The organism is Pseudomonas sp. GW823-FHT03E05 (genome assembly GCF_058796855.1).
In genome coordinates this window covers 307,776-325,766 of the sequence record NZ_JBXAJB010000006.1, presented here as the reverse complement: position 1 = coordinate 325,766, position 17,991 = coordinate 307,776, and the positions used below count along the sequence as shown (strand labels likewise).

At 54.8% G+C, this 17,991-nt stretch carries 31 protein-coding genes; all 31 read left to right on the top strand.

Going from position 1 to position 17,991, the window contains the following annotated elements; all coding sequences use genetic code 11:
- Positions 1-183: 183 nt before the first annotated feature.
- The 31 genes from rpsL to AC1RCO_RS25050 all read left to right on the top strand — a co-directional run bounded on the left by rpsL (position 184) and on the right by AC1RCO_RS25050 (position 17,950).
- The gene (gene rpsL, locus AC1RCO_RS25200; protein WP_003186084.1) at positions 184-555 is read left to right on the top strand and encodes a 30S ribosomal protein S12; all 372 of its coding nucleotides are present in this window, start codon (positions 184-186) and stop codon (positions 553-555) included.
- Between the two features lie 111 nt (positions 556-666).
- The gene (rpsG, locus tag AC1RCO_RS25195) at positions 667-1,137 is read left to right on the top strand and encodes a 30S ribosomal protein S7 (RefSeq protein ID WP_007925959.1); all 471 of its coding nucleotides are present in this window, start codon (positions 667-669) and stop codon (positions 1,135-1,137) included.
- Between the two features lie 30 nt (positions 1,138-1,167).
- Complete coding sequence (gene fusA, locus AC1RCO_RS25190; protein ID WP_011063777.1) at positions 1,168-3,315, top strand: elongation factor G; 2,148 nt, start codon at positions 1,168-1,170, stop codon at positions 3,313-3,315.
- A 34-nt stretch (positions 3,316-3,349) separates the two neighbouring features.
- Positions 3,350-4,543, top strand: a complete 1,194-nt coding sequence (gene tuf / locus AC1RCO_RS25185) for an elongation factor Tu (RefSeq protein WP_011063776.1) — start codon at positions 3,350-3,352, stop codon at positions 4,541-4,543.
- A gap of 140 nt (positions 4,544-4,683) precedes the next feature.
- Complete coding sequence (rpsJ, locus tag AC1RCO_RS25180; RefSeq protein ID WP_003186070.1) at positions 4,684-4,995, top strand: 30S ribosomal protein S10; 312 nt, start codon at positions 4,684-4,686, stop codon at positions 4,993-4,995.
- An 80-nt stretch (positions 4,996-5,075) separates the two neighbouring features.
- Entirely contained in the window at positions 5,076-5,711 is a 636-nt protein-coding gene (rplC, locus tag AC1RCO_RS25175) for a 50S ribosomal protein L3 (RefSeq protein WP_007924205.1), read from the top strand.
- Between the two features lie 12 nt (positions 5,712-5,723).
- On the top strand, positions 5,724-6,326 hold the full coding sequence (gene rplD / locus AC1RCO_RS25170; RefSeq protein ID WP_007924200.1) for a 50S ribosomal protein L4: 603 nt from the start codon (positions 5,724-5,726) through the stop codon (positions 6,324-6,326).
- On the top strand, positions 6,323-6,622 hold the full coding sequence (gene rplW / locus AC1RCO_RS25165) for a 50S ribosomal protein L23 (protein ID WP_002555488.1): 300 nt from the start codon (positions 6,323-6,325) through the stop codon (positions 6,620-6,622). The genes rplD and rplW overlap by 4 nt, the downstream gene beginning before the upstream one ends.
- 14 nt (positions 6,623-6,636) lie before the next feature.
- Positions 6,637-7,461, top strand: coding sequence for a 50S ribosomal protein L2 (gene rplB, locus AC1RCO_RS25160; protein ID WP_011063775.1), 825 nt, complete (start codon positions 6,637-6,639; stop codon positions 7,459-7,461).
- Between the two features lie 16 nt (positions 7,462-7,477).
- The gene (gene rpsS, locus AC1RCO_RS25155; protein WP_002555486.1) at positions 7,478-7,753 is read left to right on the top strand and encodes a 30S ribosomal protein S19; all 276 of its coding nucleotides are present in this window, start codon (positions 7,478-7,480) and stop codon (positions 7,751-7,753) included.
- A 13-nt stretch (positions 7,754-7,766) separates the two neighbouring features.
- A complete protein-coding gene (gene rplV, locus AC1RCO_RS25150) occupies positions 7,767-8,099 on the top strand; it encodes a 50S ribosomal protein L22 (RefSeq protein WP_003103908.1) in 333 nt (110 codons plus the stop codon).
- Between the two features lie 13 nt (positions 8,100-8,112).
- A complete protein-coding gene (gene rpsC, locus AC1RCO_RS25145; RefSeq protein ID WP_007924192.1) occupies positions 8,113-8,799 on the top strand; it encodes a 30S ribosomal protein S3 in 687 nt (228 codons plus the stop codon).
- A gap of 12 nt (positions 8,800-8,811) precedes the next feature.
- Positions 8,812-9,225 (top strand): 50S ribosomal protein L16, encoded by a 414-nt coding sequence (gene rplP / locus AC1RCO_RS25140; RefSeq protein WP_003228729.1) that lies wholly within the window; start codon positions 8,812-8,814, stop codon positions 9,223-9,225.
- Positions 9,225-9,416 carry a 50S ribosomal protein L29 gene (rpmC, locus tag AC1RCO_RS25135; RefSeq protein ID WP_002555481.1) on the top strand — a complete coding sequence of 64 codons (192 nt, stop codon included), beginning with the start codon at positions 9,225-9,227 and terminating at the stop codon, positions 9,414-9,416. Before rplP ends, rpmC begins: the two co-directional genes overlap by 1 nt.
- 2 nt (positions 9,417-9,418) lie before the next feature.
- Positions 9,419-9,685 (top strand): 30S ribosomal protein S17, encoded by a 267-nt coding sequence (gene rpsQ, locus AC1RCO_RS25130; RefSeq protein ID WP_003194644.1) that lies wholly within the window; start codon positions 9,419-9,421, stop codon positions 9,683-9,685.
- A 23-nt stretch (positions 9,686-9,708) separates the two neighbouring features.
- A complete protein-coding gene (gene rplN, locus AC1RCO_RS25125) occupies positions 9,709-10,077 on the top strand; it encodes a 50S ribosomal protein L14 (RefSeq protein ID WP_011063774.1) in 369 nt (122 codons plus the stop codon).
- Positions 10,078-10,088: 11 nt separating this feature from the next.
- Positions 10,089-10,403 (top strand): 50S ribosomal protein L24, encoded by a 315-nt coding sequence (gene rplX / locus AC1RCO_RS25120; RefSeq protein WP_010443924.1) that lies wholly within the window; start codon positions 10,089-10,091, stop codon positions 10,401-10,403.
- A 20-nt stretch (positions 10,404-10,423) separates the two neighbouring features.
- Positions 10,424-10,963 (top strand): 50S ribosomal protein L5, encoded by a 540-nt coding sequence (gene rplE / locus AC1RCO_RS25115; RefSeq protein WP_003210069.1) that lies wholly within the window; start codon positions 10,424-10,426, stop codon positions 10,961-10,963.
- 13 nt (positions 10,964-10,976) lie between these two features.
- A complete protein-coding gene (gene rpsN / locus AC1RCO_RS25110) occupies positions 10,977-11,282 on the top strand; it encodes a 30S ribosomal protein S14 (RefSeq protein ID WP_003228726.1) in 306 nt (101 codons plus the stop codon).
- Positions 11,283-11,489: 207 nt separating this feature from the next.
- Positions 11,490-11,882, top strand: a complete 393-nt coding sequence (gene rpsH / locus AC1RCO_RS25105) for a 30S ribosomal protein S8 (protein WP_011063773.1) — start codon at positions 11,490-11,492, stop codon at positions 11,880-11,882.
- Positions 11,883-11,894: 12 nt separating this feature from the next.
- A complete protein-coding gene (rplF, locus tag AC1RCO_RS25100) occupies positions 11,895-12,428 on the top strand; it encodes a 50S ribosomal protein L6 (protein WP_007924185.1) in 534 nt (177 codons plus the stop codon).
- Positions 12,429-12,438: 10 nt separating this feature from the next.
- Positions 12,439-12,789, top strand: coding sequence for a 50S ribosomal protein L18 (gene rplR, locus AC1RCO_RS25095; protein WP_003186037.1), 351 nt, complete (start codon positions 12,439-12,441; stop codon positions 12,787-12,789).
- 3 nt (positions 12,790-12,792) lie between these two features.
- Positions 12,793-13,293, top strand: coding sequence for a 30S ribosomal protein S5 (rpsE, locus tag AC1RCO_RS25090; RefSeq protein ID WP_007924184.1), 501 nt, complete (start codon positions 12,793-12,795; stop codon positions 13,291-13,293).
- Positions 13,294-13,295: 2 nt separating this feature from the next.
- Complete coding sequence (gene rpmD, locus AC1RCO_RS25085; RefSeq protein ID WP_003176408.1) at positions 13,296-13,472, top strand: 50S ribosomal protein L30; 177 nt, start codon at positions 13,296-13,298, stop codon at positions 13,470-13,472.
- Positions 13,473-13,475: 3 nt separating this feature from the next.
- Positions 13,476-13,910, top strand: a complete 435-nt coding sequence (gene rplO / locus AC1RCO_RS25080) for a 50S ribosomal protein L15 (protein ID WP_007924183.1) — start codon at positions 13,476-13,478, stop codon at positions 13,908-13,910.
- Positions 13,911-15,239: a preprotein translocase subunit SecY gene (gene secY / locus AC1RCO_RS25075; RefSeq protein WP_003210064.1), complete on the top strand. Its 1,329-nt coding sequence runs from the start codon at positions 13,911-13,913 to the stop codon at positions 15,237-15,239.
- A 24-nt stretch (positions 15,240-15,263) separates the two neighbouring features.
- Complete coding sequence (gene rpmJ / locus AC1RCO_RS25070; RefSeq protein ID WP_002555468.1) at positions 15,264-15,380, top strand: 50S ribosomal protein L36; 117 nt, start codon at positions 15,264-15,266, stop codon at positions 15,378-15,380.
- Between the two features lie 130 nt (positions 15,381-15,510).
- Positions 15,511-15,867: a 30S ribosomal protein S13 gene (gene rpsM / locus AC1RCO_RS25065; RefSeq protein ID WP_003186020.1), complete on the top strand. Its 357-nt coding sequence runs from the start codon at positions 15,511-15,513 to the stop codon at positions 15,865-15,867.
- A 30-nt stretch (positions 15,868-15,897) separates the two neighbouring features.
- Positions 15,898-16,287, top strand: coding sequence for a 30S ribosomal protein S11 (gene rpsK, locus AC1RCO_RS25060; RefSeq protein ID WP_007924177.1), 390 nt, complete (start codon positions 15,898-15,900; stop codon positions 16,285-16,287).
- Between the two features lie 18 nt (positions 16,288-16,305).
- The gene (rpsD, locus tag AC1RCO_RS25055) at positions 16,306-16,926 is read left to right on the top strand and encodes a 30S ribosomal protein S4 (RefSeq protein WP_011063772.1); all 621 of its coding nucleotides are present in this window, start codon (positions 16,306-16,308) and stop codon (positions 16,924-16,926) included.
- 22 nt (positions 16,927-16,948) lie between these two features.
- Positions 16,949-17,950: a DNA-directed RNA polymerase subunit alpha gene (locus AC1RCO_RS25050; protein WP_007970428.1), complete on the top strand. Its 1,002-nt coding sequence runs from the start codon at positions 16,949-16,951 to the stop codon at positions 17,948-17,950.
- Positions 17,951-17,991 lie beyond the last annotated feature (41 nt).

Sequence of the window (17,991 nt, the reverse complement as noted above, 5' to 3'; positions counted from 1 at the left end):
ACGGGGCCCCGGCTTTTTCGATTGAGAATCAAGACACTTTTTGTCGAGGTTCGCTGATCGGGGAGGCCGGGGCCTTGCCTTGACTGGGGGCAAGATCCTCTTTAGACTCTTGTACCCCTAAATTTGGTGGAGCTCCTGCTCTGCCATTTTGTTTATGTCGAAAGACAACAGTGGAGCTAGTAGATGGCAACTATCAACCAGCTGGTACGTCAGCCGCGTAAGCGTATCGTCGAGAAATCCGACGTGCCTGCGCTGCAGAACTGCCCGCAACGTCGTGGCGTGTGCACTCGCGTGTATACCACTACGCCGAAAAAACCTAACTCGGCACTGCGTAAAGTGTGCCGTGTGCGTCTGACCAACGGTTTCGAGGTTTCCTCGTACATCGGTGGTGAAGGCCACAACCTGCAAGAGCACAGCGTCGTACTGATTCGCGGCGGCCGTGTAAAAGACTTGCCAGGTGTTCGTTACCACACCGTTCGCGGCTCCCTGGATACCTCCGGCGTTAAAGGTCGTAACCAAGGTCGTTCGAAGTACGGTACCAAGCGTCCGAAGTAATCGGTCGTTTTGCAGTTTTTAATTATATTGAGTCGATAAGAGTAAGGTCGGGCACGCGTCCATTGGATCAACTGTCCCGAGCTAACCTGAAGACCGTTTGAGGGCTTATCAATGCCAAGACGTCGCGTAGCAGCCAAACGTGAGATTCTGGACGATCCGAAATACGGAAGCCAGATCCTCGCCAAGTTCATGAACCACGTAATGGAAAGCGGCAAGAAAGCCGTTGCCGAGCGTATCGTTTATGGCGCGCTGGAAAAAGTTAAAGAGCGCAAGAACAGCGATCCCCTGGAAATCTTCGAGAAAGCTCTCGACGCCATCGCTCCGCTGGTCGAAGTGAAGTCGCGCCGTGTAGGCGGTGCTACTTACCAGGTTCCGGTCGAAGTTCGTCCGTCCCGTCGTAACGCTCTGGCAATGCGCTGGTTGGTAGACTTCGCCCGCAAGCGCGGCGAGAAGTCTATGGCTCTGCGTTTGGCTGGCGAACTGCTGGACGCTGCCGAAGGCAAAGGTGCTGCAGTTAAGAAGCGTGAAGACGTTCACCGTATGGCTGAAGCCAACAAGGCTTTCTCGCACTACCGCTTCTAATATCGGCATCATTCATTTTGCGAGGGCTTTATGGCTCGTACTACAGCAATCAACCGCTACCGTAACATCGGTATCTGTGCCCACGTTGACGCGGGCAAGACTACCACTACCGAGCGGATCCTGTTCTACACAGGTCTCAGCCACAAGATGGGTGAGGTGCATGACGGCGCTGCGACCACCGACTGGATGGTGCAGGAGCAGGAGCGCGGTATCACCATTACCTCCGCTGCTGTAACTACCTTCTGGAAAGGTTCGCGCGGCCAATACGATAACTATCGTGTAAACGTTATCGATACCCCTGGCCACGTTGACTTCACCATTGAAGTAGAGCGCTCCCTGCGTGTACTCGACGGCGCGGTCGTTGTGTTCTGCGGTACTTCCGGTGTTGAGCCTCAGTCTGAAACCGTATGGCGTCAAGCCAACAAGTACGGTGTTCCACGTGTTGTTTACGTGAACAAGATGGACCGTGCCGGTGCCAACTTCCTGCGCGTTGTTGGCCAGATCAAGAACCGCCTGGGTCATACCCCGGTTCCGGTCCAGCTGGCTATCGGTGCTGAAGATAACTTCGAAGGTCAGGTTGATCTGATCAAGATGAAGGCTATCTACTGGAACGACGACGACAAGGGTACTACCTATCGCGAGGAAGAAATTCCTGCCGATATGCTGGACCTGGCTAACGAGTGGCGCTCCAACATGGTTGAAGCTGCTGCTGAAGCCAACGAAGAGCTGATGAACAAGTACCTTGAAGAAGGTGACCTGACTGTCGAAGAGATCAAGGCCGGTCTGCGTGCGCGCACCCTGGCTAGCGAGATCGTTCCGGCCGTCTGCGGTTCGTCGTTCAAGAACAAGGGCGTTCCCCTGGTTCTCGATGCCGTTATCGACTTCCTGCCTGCTCCTACCGAGATCCCGGCGATCAAGGGTATCCATCCGGATCTCATCGAGAAGCCGAAGGATGAGCTGGTAGAGGCTGACTACGACGAGCGTCATGCTGACGATGCTGAACCGTTCTCGGCTCTGGCATTCAAGATTGCTACCGACCCGTTCGTTGGTACTCTGACTTTCGTGCGCGTTTACTCGGGCTTCCTGAGCTCGGGCGACTCCGTGATCAACTCGGTCAAGGGCAAGAAAGAGCGCGTTGGTCGTATGGTGCAGATGCACGCCAACCAGCGTGAAGAGATCAAAGAAGTACGTGCAGGCGACATCGCTGCTCTGATCGGCATGAAGGACGTCACCACTGGTGACACTCTGTGCGATCTCGACAAGCAGATCATTCTTGAGCGTATGGACTTCCCTGAGCCTGTAATTTCGGTAGCGGTAGAGCCGAAAACCAAGCAGGACCAGGAAAAGATGGGTATTGCACTGGGCAAGCTGGCTCAGGAAGACCCGTCGTTCCGCGTCAAGACCGACGAAGAGACTGGCCAGACCATCATCTCCGGTATGGGTGAGCTGCACCTGGACATCCTCGTTGACCGCATGAAGCGCGAGTTCAACGTCGAAGCCAACATCGGCAAGCCGCAGGTTTCGTACCGCGAGAAGATCAGCAAGAGCAACGTTGAGATCGAAGGCAAGTTCGTTCGTCAGTCCGGCGGTCGCGGTCAGTTCGGTCACTGCTGGATCCGTTTCTCGGAGCCAGACGTCGATGCGAACGGCAACATCACCGAAGGTCTGGTCTTCACCAACGAAGTTGTTGGTGGTGTGGTTCCTAAGGAATACATCCCGGCTATCCAGAAGGGTATCGAAGAGCAGATGAAGAACGGCGTCGTTGCCGGTTATCCGCTGATCGGCCTGAAGGCTACCGTGTTTGATGGTTCCTACCACGACGTCGACTCCAACGAGATGGCGTTCAAGGTGGCAGCCTCCATGGCGACCAAGCAGCTGGCCCAGAAGGGTGGCGGCGTTGTGCTCGAGCCGATCATGAAGGTTGAAGTTGTAACCCCAGAGGACTACATGGGTGACGTGATGGGTGACCTGAACCGTCGTCGTGGTCTGATTCAGGGTATGGATGACTCGGTGTCCGGCAAGGTTATTCGTGCTGAAGTGCCACTGGGTGAAATGTTCGGTTATGCAACTGACGTTCGTTCCATGTCTCAGGGTCGCGCGAGCTACTCCATGGAATTCTCCAAATACGCCGAAGCTCCGTCGAACATCGTCGAAGCTCTCGTTAAAAAACAAGGCTGATTCAGTCTCCCCTTTAGGCTAGGAGTTAATTGTCGTGGCTAAAGAAAAATTTGAACGTAACAAACCGCACGTCAACGTTGGCACTATCGGTCACGTTGACCACGGTAAAACCACTCTGACCGCTGCTCTGACTCGCGTTTGCTCCGAAGTTTTCGGTTCGGCTCGTGTTGACTTCGACAAGATCGACAGCGCCCCAGAAGAAAAAGCTCGTGGTATCACCATCAACACTGCGCACGTAGAGTACGATTCGAACATTCGTCACTACGCGCACGTTGACTGCCCAGGTCACGCCGACTACGTCAAAAACATGATCACTGGTGCTGCCCAGATGGACGGCGCGATCCTGGTTTGCTCGGCTGCCGATGGTCCGATGCCACAAACTCGCGAGCACATCCTGCTGTCCCGTCAGGTAGGCGTTCCGTACATCGTTGTCTTCCTGAACAAGGCTGACATGGTTGACGACGCTGAGCTGCTGGAACTGGTTGAGATGGAAGTGCGCGATCTGCTGAGCACTTACGACTTCCCAGGTGACGACACTCCGATCATCATCGGTTCGGCTCTGATGGCTCTGAACGGCCAAGACGACAACGAAATGGGTACCACCGCTGTTAAGCGTCTGGTAGAAACTCTGGATACCTACATCCCAGAGCCAGAGCGTGCAATCGACAAGCCGTTCCTGATGCCAATCGAAGACGTATTCTCGATCTCCGGTCGTGGCACCGTGGTAACTGGCCGTGTTGAGCGTGGTATCGTTCGCATCCAGGAAGAAGTTGAGATCGTTGGTCTGCGCGACACTCAGAAAACTACCTGCACCGGCGTTGAAATGTTCCGCAAGCTGCTCGACGAAGGTCGTGCTGGCGAGAACTGCGGCGTTCTGCTGCGTGGTACCAAGCGTGACGACGTTGAGCGTGGCCAGGTTCTGGTTAAGCCAGGCACCGTTAAGCCGCACACCAAGTTCACCGCTGAAGTTTACGTTCTGAGCAAGGAAGAAGGCGGCCGTCATACTCCGTTCTTCAAAGGCTACCGTCCACAGTTCTACTTCCGTACTACTGACGTGACTGGTAACTGCGAGCTGCCAGAAGGCGTTGAAATGGTAATGCCAGGTGACAACATCCAGATGACTGTCACTCTGATCAAAACCATCGCGATGGAAGATGGTCTGCGTTTCGCTATCCGTGAAGGCGGTCGTACCGTCGGCGCTGGCGTCGTAGCCAAAGTCATCGAGTAATCGACGACTCATGAAGAAGCCCCCGCTTGCGGGGGCTTTTTTATTGGGTTGACACTCTGTGGGGCCGTCTATAGAATTGCGCCTCCTTTTAACGGGCGTATTGCGCCCGGTGGGAATAGCAGCCTGGAGTCTGAAATCCAATGCAAAATCAGCAAATCCGTATCAGGTTGAAGGCTTTCGACCATCGCCTGATCGACCAATCCACCCAGGAAATCGTGGAAACCGCGAAACGTACTGGTGCTCAAGTGCGTGGTCCAATTCCACTGCCTACCCGTAAAGAGCGGTTCACCGTTCTGGTCTCCCCGCACGTCAACAAAGACGCGCGTGACCAGTACGAGATCCGTACTCATAAGCGCGTACTGGACATCGTCCAGCCAACGGATAAAACCGTTGATGCTCTTATGAAGCTTGATCTTGCGGCAGGTGTGGAAGTGCAGATCAGCCTCGGCTAAGACTCGGTCTTAGTCGTGTAACGCTCTGAAATGGGCGGCCATAGCGGGTGAAAGCCCCGTACACTCATGAGGTTTACAACATGACTATTGGTGTAGTCGGTCGTAAATGCGGTATGACCCGTATTTTCACCGAAGAAGGTGTCTCCATTCCGGTCACGGTCATTGAGATCGAGCCGAATCGCGTCACCCAGTTCAAAACTGAAGAAACCGATGGCTATCGTGCAGTGCAGGTCACTGTAGGTGAGCGTCGTGCTTCGCGCGTGACTGCTGCTCAAGCAGGTCACTTCGCTAAAGCGAACGTTGCTGCCGGTCGTGGCGTTTGGGAATTCCGTCTTGAAGAAGGCGAGTACCAAGCTGGCGATCTGATCAATGCAGAAATCTTCGCTGCTGGCCAACTGGTAGACGTTACCGGTCAGTCGAAAGGTAAAGGCTTTGCCGGTACCATCAAGCGTTGGAATTTCCGCGGTCAAGATAACACCCACGGTAACTCCGTTTCCCACCGCGTCCCGGGCTCTATTGGCCAGTGCCAGACTCCTGGTCGTGTATTCAAGGGCAAAAAAATGTCCGGTCATATGGGCGCTGAGCGCGTGACCGTGCAGTCCCTGGAAGTAGTGCGCGTCGACGCTGAACGCAATCTGTTGTTGGTCAAGGGTGCTGTTCCTGGCGCTACTGGCGGCAACCTGGTTGTACGTCCGGCGGCCAAGGCTCGCGGTTAAGGGGAAGCTGACATGCAATTAAATGTAAATGACGCTCAAGCGATCGAAGTTTCCGAACTGACATTTGGCGGCGAATTCAACGAGACGCTGGTTCACCAAGCAGTCGTGGCCTACATGGCCGGCGGCCGTCAAGGTAGCAAGCAGCAAAAGACCCGTTCCGACGTTTCCGGTGGCGGCAAGCGCCCATGGCGTCAGAAAGGTACTGGCCGTGCTCGTGCCGGTACTATCCGTAGCCCAATCTGGCGTGGCGGCGGTACCACTTTCGCAGCTCGTCCTCAGGATCACTCCCAGAAGCTGAACAAGAAGATGTATCGCGCAGCAATGCGTTCCATCCTTGCTGAGCTGGTGCGTACTGATCGTCTGGTCGTGGTTCAGGATTTCGCTGTTGAAACTCCGAAAACCAAAGATCTGCTGGGCAAGCTGAACAACATGAGCCTGACCGACGTTCTGATCGTGTCGGACGCTGTTGATCAGAACCTGTACCTGGCTGCTCGTAACCTGCCACACGTTGATGTTCGTGACGTGCAAGGTTCCGATCCAGTTAGTCTGATCGCATACGACAAAGTGTTGATCACTGTGTCGGCCGTGAAGAAATTCGAGGAGCTGCTGGGATGAACCAGGAACGCGTATTTAAAGTTCTGCTTGGCCCGCACGTTTCCGAGAAGGCTACGGTTCTGGCAGACAAGAAAGGCCAGTTCGTTTTCAAGGTTGCTACTGACGCAACCAAGCTGGAAATCAAGAAGGCCGTCGAAAGCCTGTTCAGCGTGAAAGTGGAACGCGTTACTACCCTGAACGTTCTGGGTAAGAGCAAGCGTACCGCTCGCGGTCTGGGCAAGCGTAATGACTGGAAGAAGGCAGTTATCTCCCTTCAGCCAGGCCAAGATCTCGATTTCAGCAGCAGTGCTGAGTAAGGAAGGGGTGCATCATGGCAATCGTTAAATGCAAACCGACTTCCCCTGGCCGCCGTTTTGTGGTCAAGGTGGTCAACCAGGAGCTGCATAAAGGCGCTCCTCACGCACCGCTGCTCGAGAAGAAATCGAAGTCTGGTGGTCGTAACAACAATGGCCGCATTACCACTCGTCACGTTGGTGGTGGTCATAAGCAGCATTACCGTCTGGTCGACTTCCGTCGCAACGACAAAGATGGCATCGCTGCCACTGTCGAGCGTATCGAATACGATCCAAACCGTACTGCTCACATCGCTCTGCTGCTGTACGCAGATGGCGAGCGTCGCTACATCATCGCCCCTAAAGGCGTGAGCGCTGGCGACCAGCTGATCGCAGGTGCTCTGGCACCGATCAAGCCGGGCAACGCTCTGCAACTGCGCAACATTCCAGTTGGTAGCACCGTACACGGCATCGAACTGAAGCCAGGTAAAGGCGCGCAAATCGCTCGTTCGGCTGGTGCTTCGGCTCAGCTGGTCGCTCGTGAAGGTGTCTACGTGACCCTGCGTCTGCGTTCTGGTGAGATGCGTAAAGTGCTGGCTGAATGCCGCGCGACCCTGGGCGAAGTCTCGAACTCCGAGCACAGCCTGCGTTCGCTGGGTAAAGCTGGTGCCAAACGCTGGCGTGGCGTTCGCCCAACCGTTCGTGGTGTTGCCATGAACCCGGTTGACCACCCACATGGTGGTGGTGAAGGTCGTACCTCTGGTGGTCGTCATCCGGTATCGCCATGGGGCTTCCCGACTAAGGGCGCGAAGACTCGTGGTAATAAGCGTACCGACAAAATGATCGTCCGTCGTCGCAAGTAAATAGAGGGATACGACAGTGCCACGTTCTCTGAAAAAAGGTCCTTTTATTGATCTTCACCTACTGAAGAAGATCGAAGTGGCGGCGGAAAAGAACGATCGCAAACCAGTTAAGACCTGGTCGCGCCGTTCCATGATCCTGCCACAAATGGTCGGTCTGACCATTGCTGTGCATAACGGTCGTCAGCATGTTCCAGTTCTCGTGAACGAAGACATGGTCGGCCACAAACTGGGCGAGTTCGCCGGTACCCGTACATATCGCGGGCACGTGGCTGACAAGAAAGCCAAGCGTTAAGGGGTAAGGAATGATGGAAGTAGCCGCTAAGTTGTCGGGCGCTCGAATCTCCGCCCAGAAAGCCCGCTTGGTCGCCGACCAGATCCGCGGGAAGAAGGTGGGCGAAGCGCTCAACCTGTTGGCTTTCAGCAGTAAGAAAGCCGCCGAGATCATGAAGAAAGTGCTGGAGTCGGCCGTAGCCAACGCCGAGCATAACGAAGGCGCAGACGTTGATGACCTGAAGGTCTCCACCGTTTTCGTCAACGAAGGGCGTTCGCTGAAGCGCATCATGCCACGTGCCAAAGGCCGTGCTGATCGCATCGTCAAGCGGTCTTGCCATATCACTGTCAAGGTTGCTGACAAGTAACGGAGTCGAAGAGATGGGTCAGAAAGTACATCCCATTGGCATTCGCCTGGGAATCGTCAAGGAGCACACCTCCGTCTGGTACGCAGACGGTCGGACTTATGCGGACTATTTGCTCGCAGATCTGAATGTGCGTGAGTATCTCCAAGACAAACTAAAAAGCGCGTCCGTAAGCCGTATCGATATCCATCGTCCGGCTCAAACTGCACGCATCACCATCCACACCGCTCGTCCCGGCATCGTGATCGGCAAGAAAGGTGAAGATGTTGAGAAGCTGCGTCAGGACCTGACCAAGCAAATGGGTGTGCCTGTGCACATCAATATCGAAGAGATCCGCAAGCCGGAGCTCGACGGTATGCTGGTTGCGCAGAGCGTAGCTCAGCAGCTGGAGCGCCGCGTAATGTTCCGTCGTGCTATGAAGCGCGCCGTACAGAACGCCATGCGCATTGGTGCCAAAGGCATCAAAATCCAAGTGAGCGGTCGTCTCGGCGGTGCTGAAATCGCACGTACTGAATGGTATCGCGAAGGTCGTGTGCCACTGCACACCCTGCGTGCCGATATCGACTATGCCACCTACGAAGCTCACACCACTTACGGTGTGATCGGTGTGAAGGTTTGGATCTTCAAAGGCGAAGTAATTGGTGGTCGCCAAGAAGAGCTGAAGCCGCAAGCACCTGCGCCTCGTAAAAAAGCTGCTAAGTAAGGGGTACGCCAAATGTTGCAACCAAAGCGTACGAAGTTCCGCAAGCAAATGACCGGCCACAACCGTGGTCTGGCATTGCGCGGTAGCAAAGTCAGCTTCGGCGAGTTCGCGCTGAAGTCTGTTGCTCGTGGTCGTCTCACCGCTCGTCAGATCGAGTCAGCGCGTCGTGCTCTGACCCGTCACGTAAAACGTGGTGGCAAGATCTGGATCCGTGTATTCCCGGACAAGCCTATTTCCAAAAAGCCTCTCGAAGTTCGGATGGGTAAAGGTAAGGGTAACGTCGAATACTGGGTAGCCCAGATTCAGCCAGGCAAAGTCCTGTATGAAATCGAGGGTGTTTCTGAAGAGCTGGCGCGTGAGGCTTTCGCCCTGGCTGCTGCAAAGCTGCCGCTCGCCACCTCCTTTGTTAAACGGACGGTGATGTGATGAAAGCGAATGAACTTCGTGAAAAATCCGCACAGCAGCTGAACGAGCAACTGCTCGGCCTGCTGCGCGACCAGTTCAATCTGCGTATGCAGAAAGCAACTGGCCAGTTGGGGCAGTCTCATCTGCTCTCGCAAGTTAAGCGTGACATCGCTCGCGTGAAGACTGTGCTCAACCAGCAGGCAGGTAAGTAATCATGGCTGAAGCCGAAAAAACTGTCCGTACGCTGACTGGCCGTGTTGTCAGCGACAAGATGGACAAGACCATCACCGTTCTGATCGAGCGTCGCGTTAAGCACCCTATCTACGGTAAATACGTTAAGCGTTCGACTAAGCTGCACGCGCACGACGAAACCAATCAGTGCCACATCGGCGACAAAGTCACTATTCGTGAAACTCGTCCGATGGCCAAGACCAAGTCTTGGGCCCTGGTTGATGTTCTCGAACGCGCTGTGGAAGTCTAAGGGCTAGGGGTCGGAGAAATTATATGATTCAGACTCAATCCATGCTCGATGTGGCCGATAACAGCGGCGCTCGCCGCGTTATGTGCATCAAGGTGCTGGGTGGCTCCCATCGTCGTTACGCTGGTATCGGTGACATCATCAAAGTTACCGTCAAGGAAGCAATTCCTCGCGGTAAGGTGAAAAAAGGCCAGGTGATGACTGCTGTTGTAGTCCGCACTCGCCATGGTGTTCGTCGTGCAGACGGCTCCATCATCCGCTTTGATGGCAACGCTGCTGTTCTGTTGAACAACAAGCAAGAGCCGATCGGCACCCGTATCTTTGGGCCAGTGACCCGTGAACTTCGCAACGAGAAGTTCATGAAGATCGTCTCGCTCGCCCCAGAAGTGCTGTAAGGAGATCCGACATGCAAAAGATTCGTCGTGACGACGAGATCATCGTGATCGCCGGCAAAGACAAAGGTAAGCGCGGTAAGGTGCTTAAGGTTCTGGCTGACGACCGTCTGGTCGTCGGTGGCCTGAACCTGGTCAAGCGTCATACCAAGCCTAACCCGATGTCGGGCGTACAGGGCGGTATCGTCGAGAAAGAAGCGCCACTGCACGCTTCCAACGTCGCCATTTTCAACAGCGAAACCAACAAGGCTGACCGCGTTGGTTTCAAAGTAGAAGACGGCAAAAAAATTCGTGTCTTCAAGTCGACCCAAAAAGCGGTTGATGCTTGAACACTGCTAGGTAGAAGACCATGGCACGACTAAAAGAGATTTACCGGAAGGAAATCGCTCCGAAACTTAAGGAAGAACTTAAGCTTTCGAACGTGATGGAAGTTCCGCGCGTTACCAAAATCACCCTGAACATGGGTCTGGGCGAAGCAATCGGCGACAAAAAAGTCATCGAGCATGCTGTTGCTGACCTGGAAAAGATCACCGGCCAGAAAGTCGTTGTGACCTACGCTCGTAAATCCATCGCGGGCTTCAAAGTCCGCGAAGGATGGCCGATCGGCGTCAAAGTGACCCTGCGCCGTGAGCGTATGTACGAGTTCCTGGATCGTCTGCTGTCGATCTCCCTGCCTCGGGTTCGCGACTTCCGCGGCCTGAATGCCAAGTCCTTCGACGGTCGTGGCAACTACAGCATGGGCGTTAAAGAGCAGATCATTTTCCCGGAAATCGATTACGACAAGATCGATGCTCTCCGCGGTCTGGACATTACCCTGACCACCACTGCTAAGAACGATGATGAAGGCCGCGCTCTGCTGCGTGCTTTCAAATTCCCGTTCCGCAACTGATTGGAGTAGGAAAATGGCCAAGAAGAGCATGAAGAACCGTGAGCTGAAGCGTCAGCTCACCGTTGCCAAGTACGCCACCAAGCGTGCAGCGCTGAAAGCTATCATCGTGGATCTGAACGCAAGTCCAGAAGCTCGTTGGGAAGCTACCGTAGCTCTGCAGAAGCAGCCACGTGATGCAAGCGCTTCGCGCATGCGTAACCGCTGCCGCCTGACTGGTCGTCCGCACGGCGTTTACCGCAAGTTCGGCCTGGGCCGTAACAAGCTGCGTGAAGCTGCAATGCGTGGTGACGTACCAGGTCTGGTTAAAGCCAGCTGGTAATAGCTATCAAAGTCTCGGTGTTCGGGCTCGCAAGATCCCGATCGCCGGTGGCCTTGAACGTGAATCAAGCCCCTTTTGGGGCTTGATTCATTTCTGGGGTGTGTCTAGAATGACCGGCTCGCCTGAGCCCGTGTTTTTTGCCCGGAATTTCTCGGCGACAGTTGTAGCCGCAAGGCTAATTCTTTTTGTATCAGGAGCATCTAGCCCATGAGTATGCAGGACCCGTTAGCGGACATGCTAACTCGAATCCGTAATGCCCAGATGGCTGAAAAGTCCGTCGTAAGCATGCCGTCTTCCACGCTGAAGGTGGCTGTAGCAAAAGTCCTGAAGGACGAAGGTTACATCGCGGGTTATCAGATCAGCAGCGAAATCAAACCTCTGCTGTCCATCGAGCTGAAGTACTTCGAAGGCCGTCCGGTCATCGAAGAAGTGAAGCGCGTTAGCCGTCCAGGCCTGCGTCAGTACAAGTCCGTTGAAGAACTGCCGAAAGTACGTGGCGGTCTTGGCGTGTCTATCGTCTCCACCAACAAAGGTGTGATGACTGATCGTGCTGCGCGCGCTGCCGGTGTCGGCGGCGAAGTTCTTTGCACTGTGTTCTAAGGGGGGATAAGCATGTCTCGCGTCGCTAAGAACCCCGTTAAGCTGCCAGCTGGTGTCGAAGTCAAATTCGCCGGCCAACAGCTTTCGGTGAAGGGTGCCAAGGGCACTCTCGAACTGAACGTACACTCGTCCGTTGAAATTGTTCAGGAAGCTGGTGAGCTGCGTTTCGCTGCTCGCAACGGCGACCAACAAACTCGCGCAATGGCCGGTACCACTCGTGCTCTGGTAAACAACATGGTCCAAGGCGTAAGCCAAGGCTTCGAGCGCAAGCTCCAGCTGGTCGGTGTTGGTTACAAGGCACAGGCAAAAGGCACAGTGCTGAACCTGGCCCTCGGCTTCTCGCATCCAGTGGATTACGAACTGCCGGAAGGCATCACCGCTGAGACTCCTAGCCAGACCGATATCCTGATCAAGGGCATCGATAAGCAGCTGGTAGGTCAAGTGGCCGCTGAGATCCGCGACTTCCGTCCACCAGAGCCTTACAAAGGCAAAGGTGTGCGCTACGCGGACGAAGTCGTCCGTCGTAAAGAAGCCAAGAAGAAGTAGGGCATAGCAAATGACCGACAAAAAAGTTACTCGACTGCGTCGCGCTCGCAAAGCACGCCTGAAAATGCACGAACTCGAAGTCGTGCGTCTCTGCGTGTTCCGCTCTTCGCAGCACATCTACGCCCAGGTCATTTCGGCCGACGGCAACAAAGTCCTGGCAAGTGCCTCGACTTTGGATAAAGAACTGCGTGATGGCGCCACTGGCAACATCGACGCGGCCACTAAGGTTGGCCAGCTGGTCGCTACGCGTGCGAAAGCCGCTGGCGTCTCGCAGGTGGCTTTCGACCGCTCTGGCTTCAAGTACCACGGCCGCGTCAAGGCGCTGGCTGATGCTGCTCGTGAAGCTGGGCTGGAGTTCTAAGTTATGTCAAATAACGACCAAAAGCGCGACGAAGGCTACATCGAGAAGCTGGTTCAAGTTAACCGCGTAGCCAAAACCGTAAAAGGCGGCCGTATCTTCACTTTCACCGCGTTGACCGTGGTTGGTGATGGTAAGGGCCGTGTTGGCTTCGGCCGTGGCAAGTCGCGTGAAGTGCCTGCTGCGATCCAGAAGGCAATGGAAGCTGCTCGCCGCAACATGATCCAAGTTGACCTGAACGGCACCACTCTGCAGTACGCAATGAAGTCCGCTCACGGCGCTTCCAAGGTGTACATGCAGCCTGCTTCTGAAGGTACCGGTATCATCGCTGGCGGCGCTATGCGTGCTGTCCTCGAGGTAGCTGGCGTTCAGAACGTTCTGGCCAAGTGCTACGGCTCGACTAACCCAGTAAACGTGGTTCACGCCACTTTCAAGGGTTTGAAAGCAATGCAGTCCCCTGAATCCATTGCCGCCAAGCGTGGCAAAAGCGTCCAGGAGATCATCTGATCATGGCTACCGTAAAAGTAACGCTGATCAAAAGCATGACCGGCCGTATCCCTAACCACAAACTGTGCGTTAAGGGTCTGGGTCTGCGTCGCATCGGTCACACTGTAGAAGTCCAGGATACTCCCGAGAATCGCGGGATGATCAACAAGGCTTACTACATGCTGCGTGTCGAGGGTTAATCGATGAAACTCAATGATCTGAGTCCAGCGCCGGGTTCCCGTCGCGAAAAGCATCGTCCGGGCCGTGGTATCGGTAGTGGTTTGGGTAAGACTGGTGGCCGTGGCCACAAAGGTCAGACTTCCCGCTCCGGTGGCACCATTGCTCCAGGCTTTGAAGGCGGTCAACAGCCGCTGCATCGTCGCCTGCCGAAGTTCGGTTTCGTTTCCCTGAAGGCCATGGATCGCGCAGAAGTGCGTTTGTCCGAGCTGGCTAAAGTGGAAGGCGACATCGTCACCGTGCAGTCCCTGAAAGATGCCAACGTGATTAACCAAAACGTTCAGCGTGTGAAAATCATGCTGTCCGGCGAAGTTACTCGCGCTGTGACCATCAAGGGTATCGCAGCCACCAAAGGTGCGCGTGCGGCTATCGAAGCAGCTGGCGGCAAGTTCGAGGAATAAATGGCTAAGCAAGGTGCTCTCTCTGCGCTCGGCAAAGGCGGTATGTCTGAACTTTGGGCTCGTCTGCGTTTTCTGTTCTTGGCGATTATCGTCTACCGAATAGGCGCACACATCCCGGTTCCAGGTATCAACCCTGACCGACTCGCGGACCTGTTTCGACAGAATGAGGGGACCATTCTTAGCTTGTTCAACATGTTTTCCGGCGGCGCGCTGGAACGGATGAGCATCTTTGCACTGGGGATCATGCCGTATATCTCGGCATCGATCATCATGCAGCTGATGACAGCCGTCAGCCCGCAGTTGGAGCAGTTGAAGAAGGAAGGTGAAGCTGGCCGTCGCAAGATCAGCCAGTACACCCGCTACGGCACTGTCATCCTGGCCCTGGTTCAAGCTATCGGCATGTCCGTTGGCTTGGCGGGTCAGGGTGTTGCGTTCACTGGTGACTTTGGCTTCCATTTCGTCGCGGTATCCACTTTTGTGGCTGGTGCGATGTTCATGATGTGGCTGGGTGAGCAGATTACTGAGCGTGGTGTTGGCAACGGTATCTCGATGTTGATTTTCGCAGGTATCGTCGCCGGTCTTCCGAGAGCGATCGGGCAGTCTTTCGAGTCTGCACGTCAGGGTGATATCAACATTTTTGCCTTGGTTGCGATCGGTTTGCTGGCAGTAGCGATTATCGGTTTTGTGGTGTTCATTGAGCGTGGTCAGCGTCGTATTGCTGTTCATTACGCCAAGCGTCAGCAGGGCCGCAAGGTATTTGCTGCGCAGACCAGCCACTTGCCGCTGAAAGTGAATATGGCCGGTGTTATTCCTGCTATCTTCGCGAGCAGCATTTTGCTGTTTCCGGCTTCGTTGGGTGCCTGGTTCGGTCAGTCTGAAGGTATGGGCTGGTTGCAGGACATCTCGCAGTCGATCGCTCCTGGTCAGCCGTTGAATATTCTGCTGTTTAGTGCAGGGATTATTTTCTTCTGCTTCTTCTATACGGCGTTGATGTTCAATCCGAAAGACGTAGCGGAAAACCTGAAGAAGTCCGGTGCCTTTATTCCGGGCATCCGTCCAGGTGAGCAGTCGGCGCGCTACATTGATGGCGTTCTGACTCGTTTGACCATGTTCGGTGCTCTATATATGACGGCCGTCTGCCTGTTGCCCCAGTTCCTGGTGGTTGCTGCAAACGTTCCGTTCTACCTTGGCGGGACCTCGTTGCTGATCGTGGTCGTGGTTGTTATGGACTTTATGTCGCAAGTACAATCGCACCTCGTTTCCCACCAGTACGAATCCCTGATGAAGAAAGCCAACCTGAAGGGTTACGGCAGCGGCATGCTGCGCTAATCCATAAGGTTCGAGGAGTTGGTGATGAAAGTTCGTGCATCGGTGAAAAAGCTGTGCCGTAACTGCAAGATTATTCGCCGCGAAGGTGTTGTTCGAGTAATTTGCAGCGCGGAACCGCGTCACAAACAGCGCCAAGGCTGAGTGTGATTGTGCTTCAAGCCCGGCAGCTAGTGCGCTGCCGGGTTGATTATTTGTTATTACAGCGATATTATCTCGCGCCCTATTTCTTGGCTTCCGGGGCGTAGGTAGCTGTCAATTGGAGTCCCACTGAATGGCCCGTATTGCAGGCGTTAACATTCCAGATAACAAGCATACTGTTATCTCGCTGACCTACATCTATGGTGTTGGTCGCACTACTGCGCAGAAAATCTGCGCGGTGACTGGGGTCAACCCAGCTGCGAAGATCAAGGATCTGAGCGACGAGCAAATTGAACAGCTGCGTGGCGAAGTGGCGAAGTTCACCACTGAAGGTGACCTGCGTCGCGAAATCAACATGAAAATCAAACGCTTGATGGATCTGGGCTGCTACCGCGGTCTGCGCCATCGTCGTGGTCTTCCAGTGCGCGGTCAGCGTACCAAGACCAACGCGCGTACTCGCAAAGGTCCGCGTAAGCCGATCCGCAAGTAATCGCACCAGCGAATCGACAGGAATTTAGTCATGGCAAAACCTGCTGCTCGTCCTCGTAAAAAGATTAAAAAGACAGTGGTTGATGGCATCGCCCACATCCACGCGTCTTTCAACAACACCATCGTGACCATCACCGACCGTCAAGGTAATGCTCTTTCCTGGGCAACCTCCGGTGGTTCGGGTTTCCGCGGTTCTCGCAAGTCCACCCCGTTCGCTGCTCAAGTAGCTGCTGAGCGTGCTGGTCAAGCTGCGCTGGAATATGGCCTGAAAAACCTCGACGTCAACGTCAAGGGTCCAGGTCCAGGTCGTGAATCCGCAGTCCGCGCTTTGAACGGCTGTGGCTACAAGATCGCCAGCATCACCGACGTGACGCCAATCCCGCACAACGGGTGCCGTCCGCCGAAGAAGCGCCGCGTGTAATCCAGGAGATTGTAAAGAATGGCTCGTTACATTGGTCCAAAATGCAAACTGGCTCGTCGCGAAGGCACCGATCTCTTCCTGAAGAGCGGCGTGCGCGCTATCGAATCCAAGTGCAACATCGAAGCAGCTCCTGGCATCCACGGCCAGCGTCGCGGTCGTCAATCCGACTACGGCACCCAGCTGCGTGAAAAGCAAAAAGTTCGTCGTATCTACGGCGTACTCGAGCGTCAATTCAGCGGCTACTACAAACAAGCAGCTGGCAAGAAGGGCGCAACCGGCGAAAACCTGTTGCAACTGCTCGAATGCCGTCTGGACAACGTTGTGTACCGCATGGGCTTCGGTTCTACTCGTGCCGAATCCCGTCAGCTGGTATCGCACAAGTCGATCAGCGTAAACGGTCAGACCGTTAACGTTCCGTCCTACCAGGTTCGTGCTGGTGACGTGGTCGCTGTTCGCGAGAAAGCAAAAAATCAACTTCGCATTGTCCAAGCTCTCGATCTGTGTGCTCAACGTGGCCGCGTAGAATGGGTAGAAGTAGACACTGAGAAGAAGTCGGGCGTTTTCAAGAACGTTCCAGCTCGCAGTGATCTGTCCGCCGACATCAACGAAAGCCTGATTGTCGAGCTCTACTCCAAGTAAGGGCTAGAAAATAGGTGCATCCATGCAGATTTCGGTAAATGAGTTCCTGACACCCCGCCACATTGATGTGCAGGTTGTCAGTCCAACCCGCGCCAAGATCACCCTCGAGCCTCTCGAGCGTGGTTTTGGCCACACCCTGGGCAACGCGCTGCGCCGCATCCTGTTGTCCTCAATGCCCGGCTGTGCAGTAGTCGAGGCCGAGATTGACGGTGTGCTCCACGAGTACAGCGCCATCGAAGGTGTACAGGAAGACGTAATTGAAATCCTGTTGAACCTTAAAGGTCTGGCTATCAAGCTGCACGGCCGTGACGAAGTTACGCTGACCTTGTCGAAGAAGGGTTCGGGGGTGGTTACCGCTGCCGATATTCAGCTGGATCATGATGTCGAGATCGTTAATCCCGATCACGTAATCGCTAACCTGGCGTCTAACGGCGCACTGAACATGAAGCTCGTAGTAGCTCGTGGTCGTGGTTATGAACCGGCCGACTCGCGTCAGAGCGATGAAGACGAAAGCCGCAGCATTGGTCGCTTGCAGCTCGACTCTTCGTTCAGCCCGGTTCGCCGTATCGCATACGTGGTGGAAAACGCCCGTGTCGAGCAGCGTACTAACCTGGACAAGCTGGTTATTGATCTGGAAACCAACGGTACTCTGGATCCTGAAGAGGCTATCCGTCGTGCTGCAACCATCCTGCAACAGCAGTTGGCTGCGTTCGTCGACCTCAAGGGTGACAGTGAGCCAGTGGTAGTCGAGCAGGAAGACGAGATCGATCCGATCCTGCTTCGCCCGGTTGACGATCTGGAACTGACTGTACGTTCGGCTAACTGCCTTAAGGCGGAAAACATTTACTACATCGGCGACCTGATTCAGCGTACCGAAGTAGAACTGTTGAAGACTCCGAACCTGGGCAAGAAATCCTTGACTGAAATCAAGGACGTTCTGGCCTCCCGCGGTCTGTCCCTCGGCATGCGCCTCGACAACTGGCCGCCTGCAAGTCTTAAGAAGGACGACAAGGCGACTGCCTGATCGTCGTAATCACCGAACGTTGTGTTTGGTAAGGAATGAAC

What these genes read in the sequence shown, in the direction of transcription:
- rpsL (WP_003186084.1), top strand. Translation starts at nt 184, where the DNA reads ATGGCAACTATCAACCAGCTGGTACGTCAGCCGCGTAAGCGTATCGTC.
- rpsG (WP_007925959.1), top strand. Translation starts at nt 667, where the DNA reads ATGCCAAGACGTCGCGTAGCAGCCAAACGTGAGATTCTGGACGATCCG.
- fusA (WP_011063777.1), top strand. Translation starts at nt 1,168, where the DNA reads ATGGCTCGTACTACAGCAATCAACCGCTACCGTAACATCGGTATCTGT.
- rpsJ (WP_003186070.1), top strand. Translation starts at nt 4,684, where the DNA reads ATGCAAAATCAGCAAATCCGTATCAGGTTGAAGGCTTTCGACCATCGC.
- rplC (WP_007924205.1), top strand. Translation starts at nt 5,076, where the DNA reads ATGACTATTGGTGTAGTCGGTCGTAAATGCGGTATGACCCGTATTTTC.
- rplD (WP_007924200.1), top strand. Translation starts at nt 5,724, where the DNA reads ATGCAATTAAATGTAAATGACGCTCAAGCGATCGAAGTTTCCGAACTG.
- rplW (WP_002555488.1), top strand. Translation starts at nt 6,323, where the DNA reads ATGAACCAGGAACGCGTATTTAAAGTTCTGCTTGGCCCGCACGTTTCC.
- rplB (WP_011063775.1), top strand. Translation starts at nt 6,637, where the DNA reads ATGGCAATCGTTAAATGCAAACCGACTTCCCCTGGCCGCCGTTTTGTG.
- rplV (WP_003103908.1), top strand. Translation starts at nt 7,767, where the DNA reads ATGGAAGTAGCCGCTAAGTTGTCGGGCGCTCGAATCTCCGCCCAGAAA.
- rpsC (WP_007924192.1), top strand. Translation starts at nt 8,113, where the DNA reads ATGGGTCAGAAAGTACATCCCATTGGCATTCGCCTGGGAATCGTCAAG.
- rplP (WP_003228729.1), top strand. Translation starts at nt 8,812, where the DNA reads ATGTTGCAACCAAAGCGTACGAAGTTCCGCAAGCAAATGACCGGCCAC.
- rpmC (WP_002555481.1), top strand. Translation starts at nt 9,225, where the DNA reads ATGAAAGCGAATGAACTTCGTGAAAAATCCGCACAGCAGCTGAACGAG.
- rpsQ (WP_003194644.1), top strand. Translation starts at nt 9,419, where the DNA reads ATGGCTGAAGCCGAAAAAACTGTCCGTACGCTGACTGGCCGTGTTGTC.
- rplN (WP_011063774.1), top strand. Translation starts at nt 9,709, where the DNA reads ATGATTCAGACTCAATCCATGCTCGATGTGGCCGATAACAGCGGCGCT.
- rplX (WP_010443924.1), top strand. Translation starts at nt 10,089, where the DNA reads ATGCAAAAGATTCGTCGTGACGACGAGATCATCGTGATCGCCGGCAAA.
- rplE (WP_003210069.1), top strand. Translation starts at nt 10,424, where the DNA reads ATGGCACGACTAAAAGAGATTTACCGGAAGGAAATCGCTCCGAAACTT.
- rpsN (WP_003228726.1), top strand. Translation starts at nt 10,977, where the DNA reads ATGGCCAAGAAGAGCATGAAGAACCGTGAGCTGAAGCGTCAGCTCACC.
- rpsH (WP_011063773.1), top strand. Translation starts at nt 11,490, where the DNA reads ATGAGTATGCAGGACCCGTTAGCGGACATGCTAACTCGAATCCGTAAT.
- rplF (WP_007924185.1), top strand. Translation starts at nt 11,895, where the DNA reads ATGTCTCGCGTCGCTAAGAACCCCGTTAAGCTGCCAGCTGGTGTCGAA.
- rplR (WP_003186037.1), top strand. Translation starts at nt 12,439, where the DNA reads ATGACCGACAAAAAAGTTACTCGACTGCGTCGCGCTCGCAAAGCACGC.
- rpsE (WP_007924184.1), top strand. Translation starts at nt 12,793, where the DNA reads ATGTCAAATAACGACCAAAAGCGCGACGAAGGCTACATCGAGAAGCTG.
- rpmD (WP_003176408.1), top strand. Translation starts at nt 13,296, where the DNA reads ATGGCTACCGTAAAAGTAACGCTGATCAAAAGCATGACCGGCCGTATC.
- rplO (WP_007924183.1), top strand. Translation starts at nt 13,476, where the DNA reads ATGAAACTCAATGATCTGAGTCCAGCGCCGGGTTCCCGTCGCGAAAAG.
- secY (WP_003210064.1), top strand. Translation starts at nt 13,911, where the DNA reads ATGGCTAAGCAAGGTGCTCTCTCTGCGCTCGGCAAAGGCGGTATGTCT.
- rpmJ (WP_002555468.1), top strand. Translation starts at nt 15,264, where the DNA reads ATGAAAGTTCGTGCATCGGTGAAAAAGCTGTGCCGTAACTGCAAGATT.
- rpsM (WP_003186020.1), top strand. Translation starts at nt 15,511, where the DNA reads ATGGCCCGTATTGCAGGCGTTAACATTCCAGATAACAAGCATACTGTT.
- rpsK (WP_007924177.1), top strand. Translation starts at nt 15,898, where the DNA reads ATGGCAAAACCTGCTGCTCGTCCTCGTAAAAAGATTAAAAAGACAGTG.
- rpsD (WP_011063772.1), top strand. Translation starts at nt 16,306, where the DNA reads ATGGCTCGTTACATTGGTCCAAAATGCAAACTGGCTCGTCGCGAAGGC.
- AC1RCO_RS25050 (WP_007970428.1), top strand. Translation starts at nt 16,949, where the DNA reads ATGCAGATTTCGGTAAATGAGTTCCTGACACCCCGCCACATTGATGTG.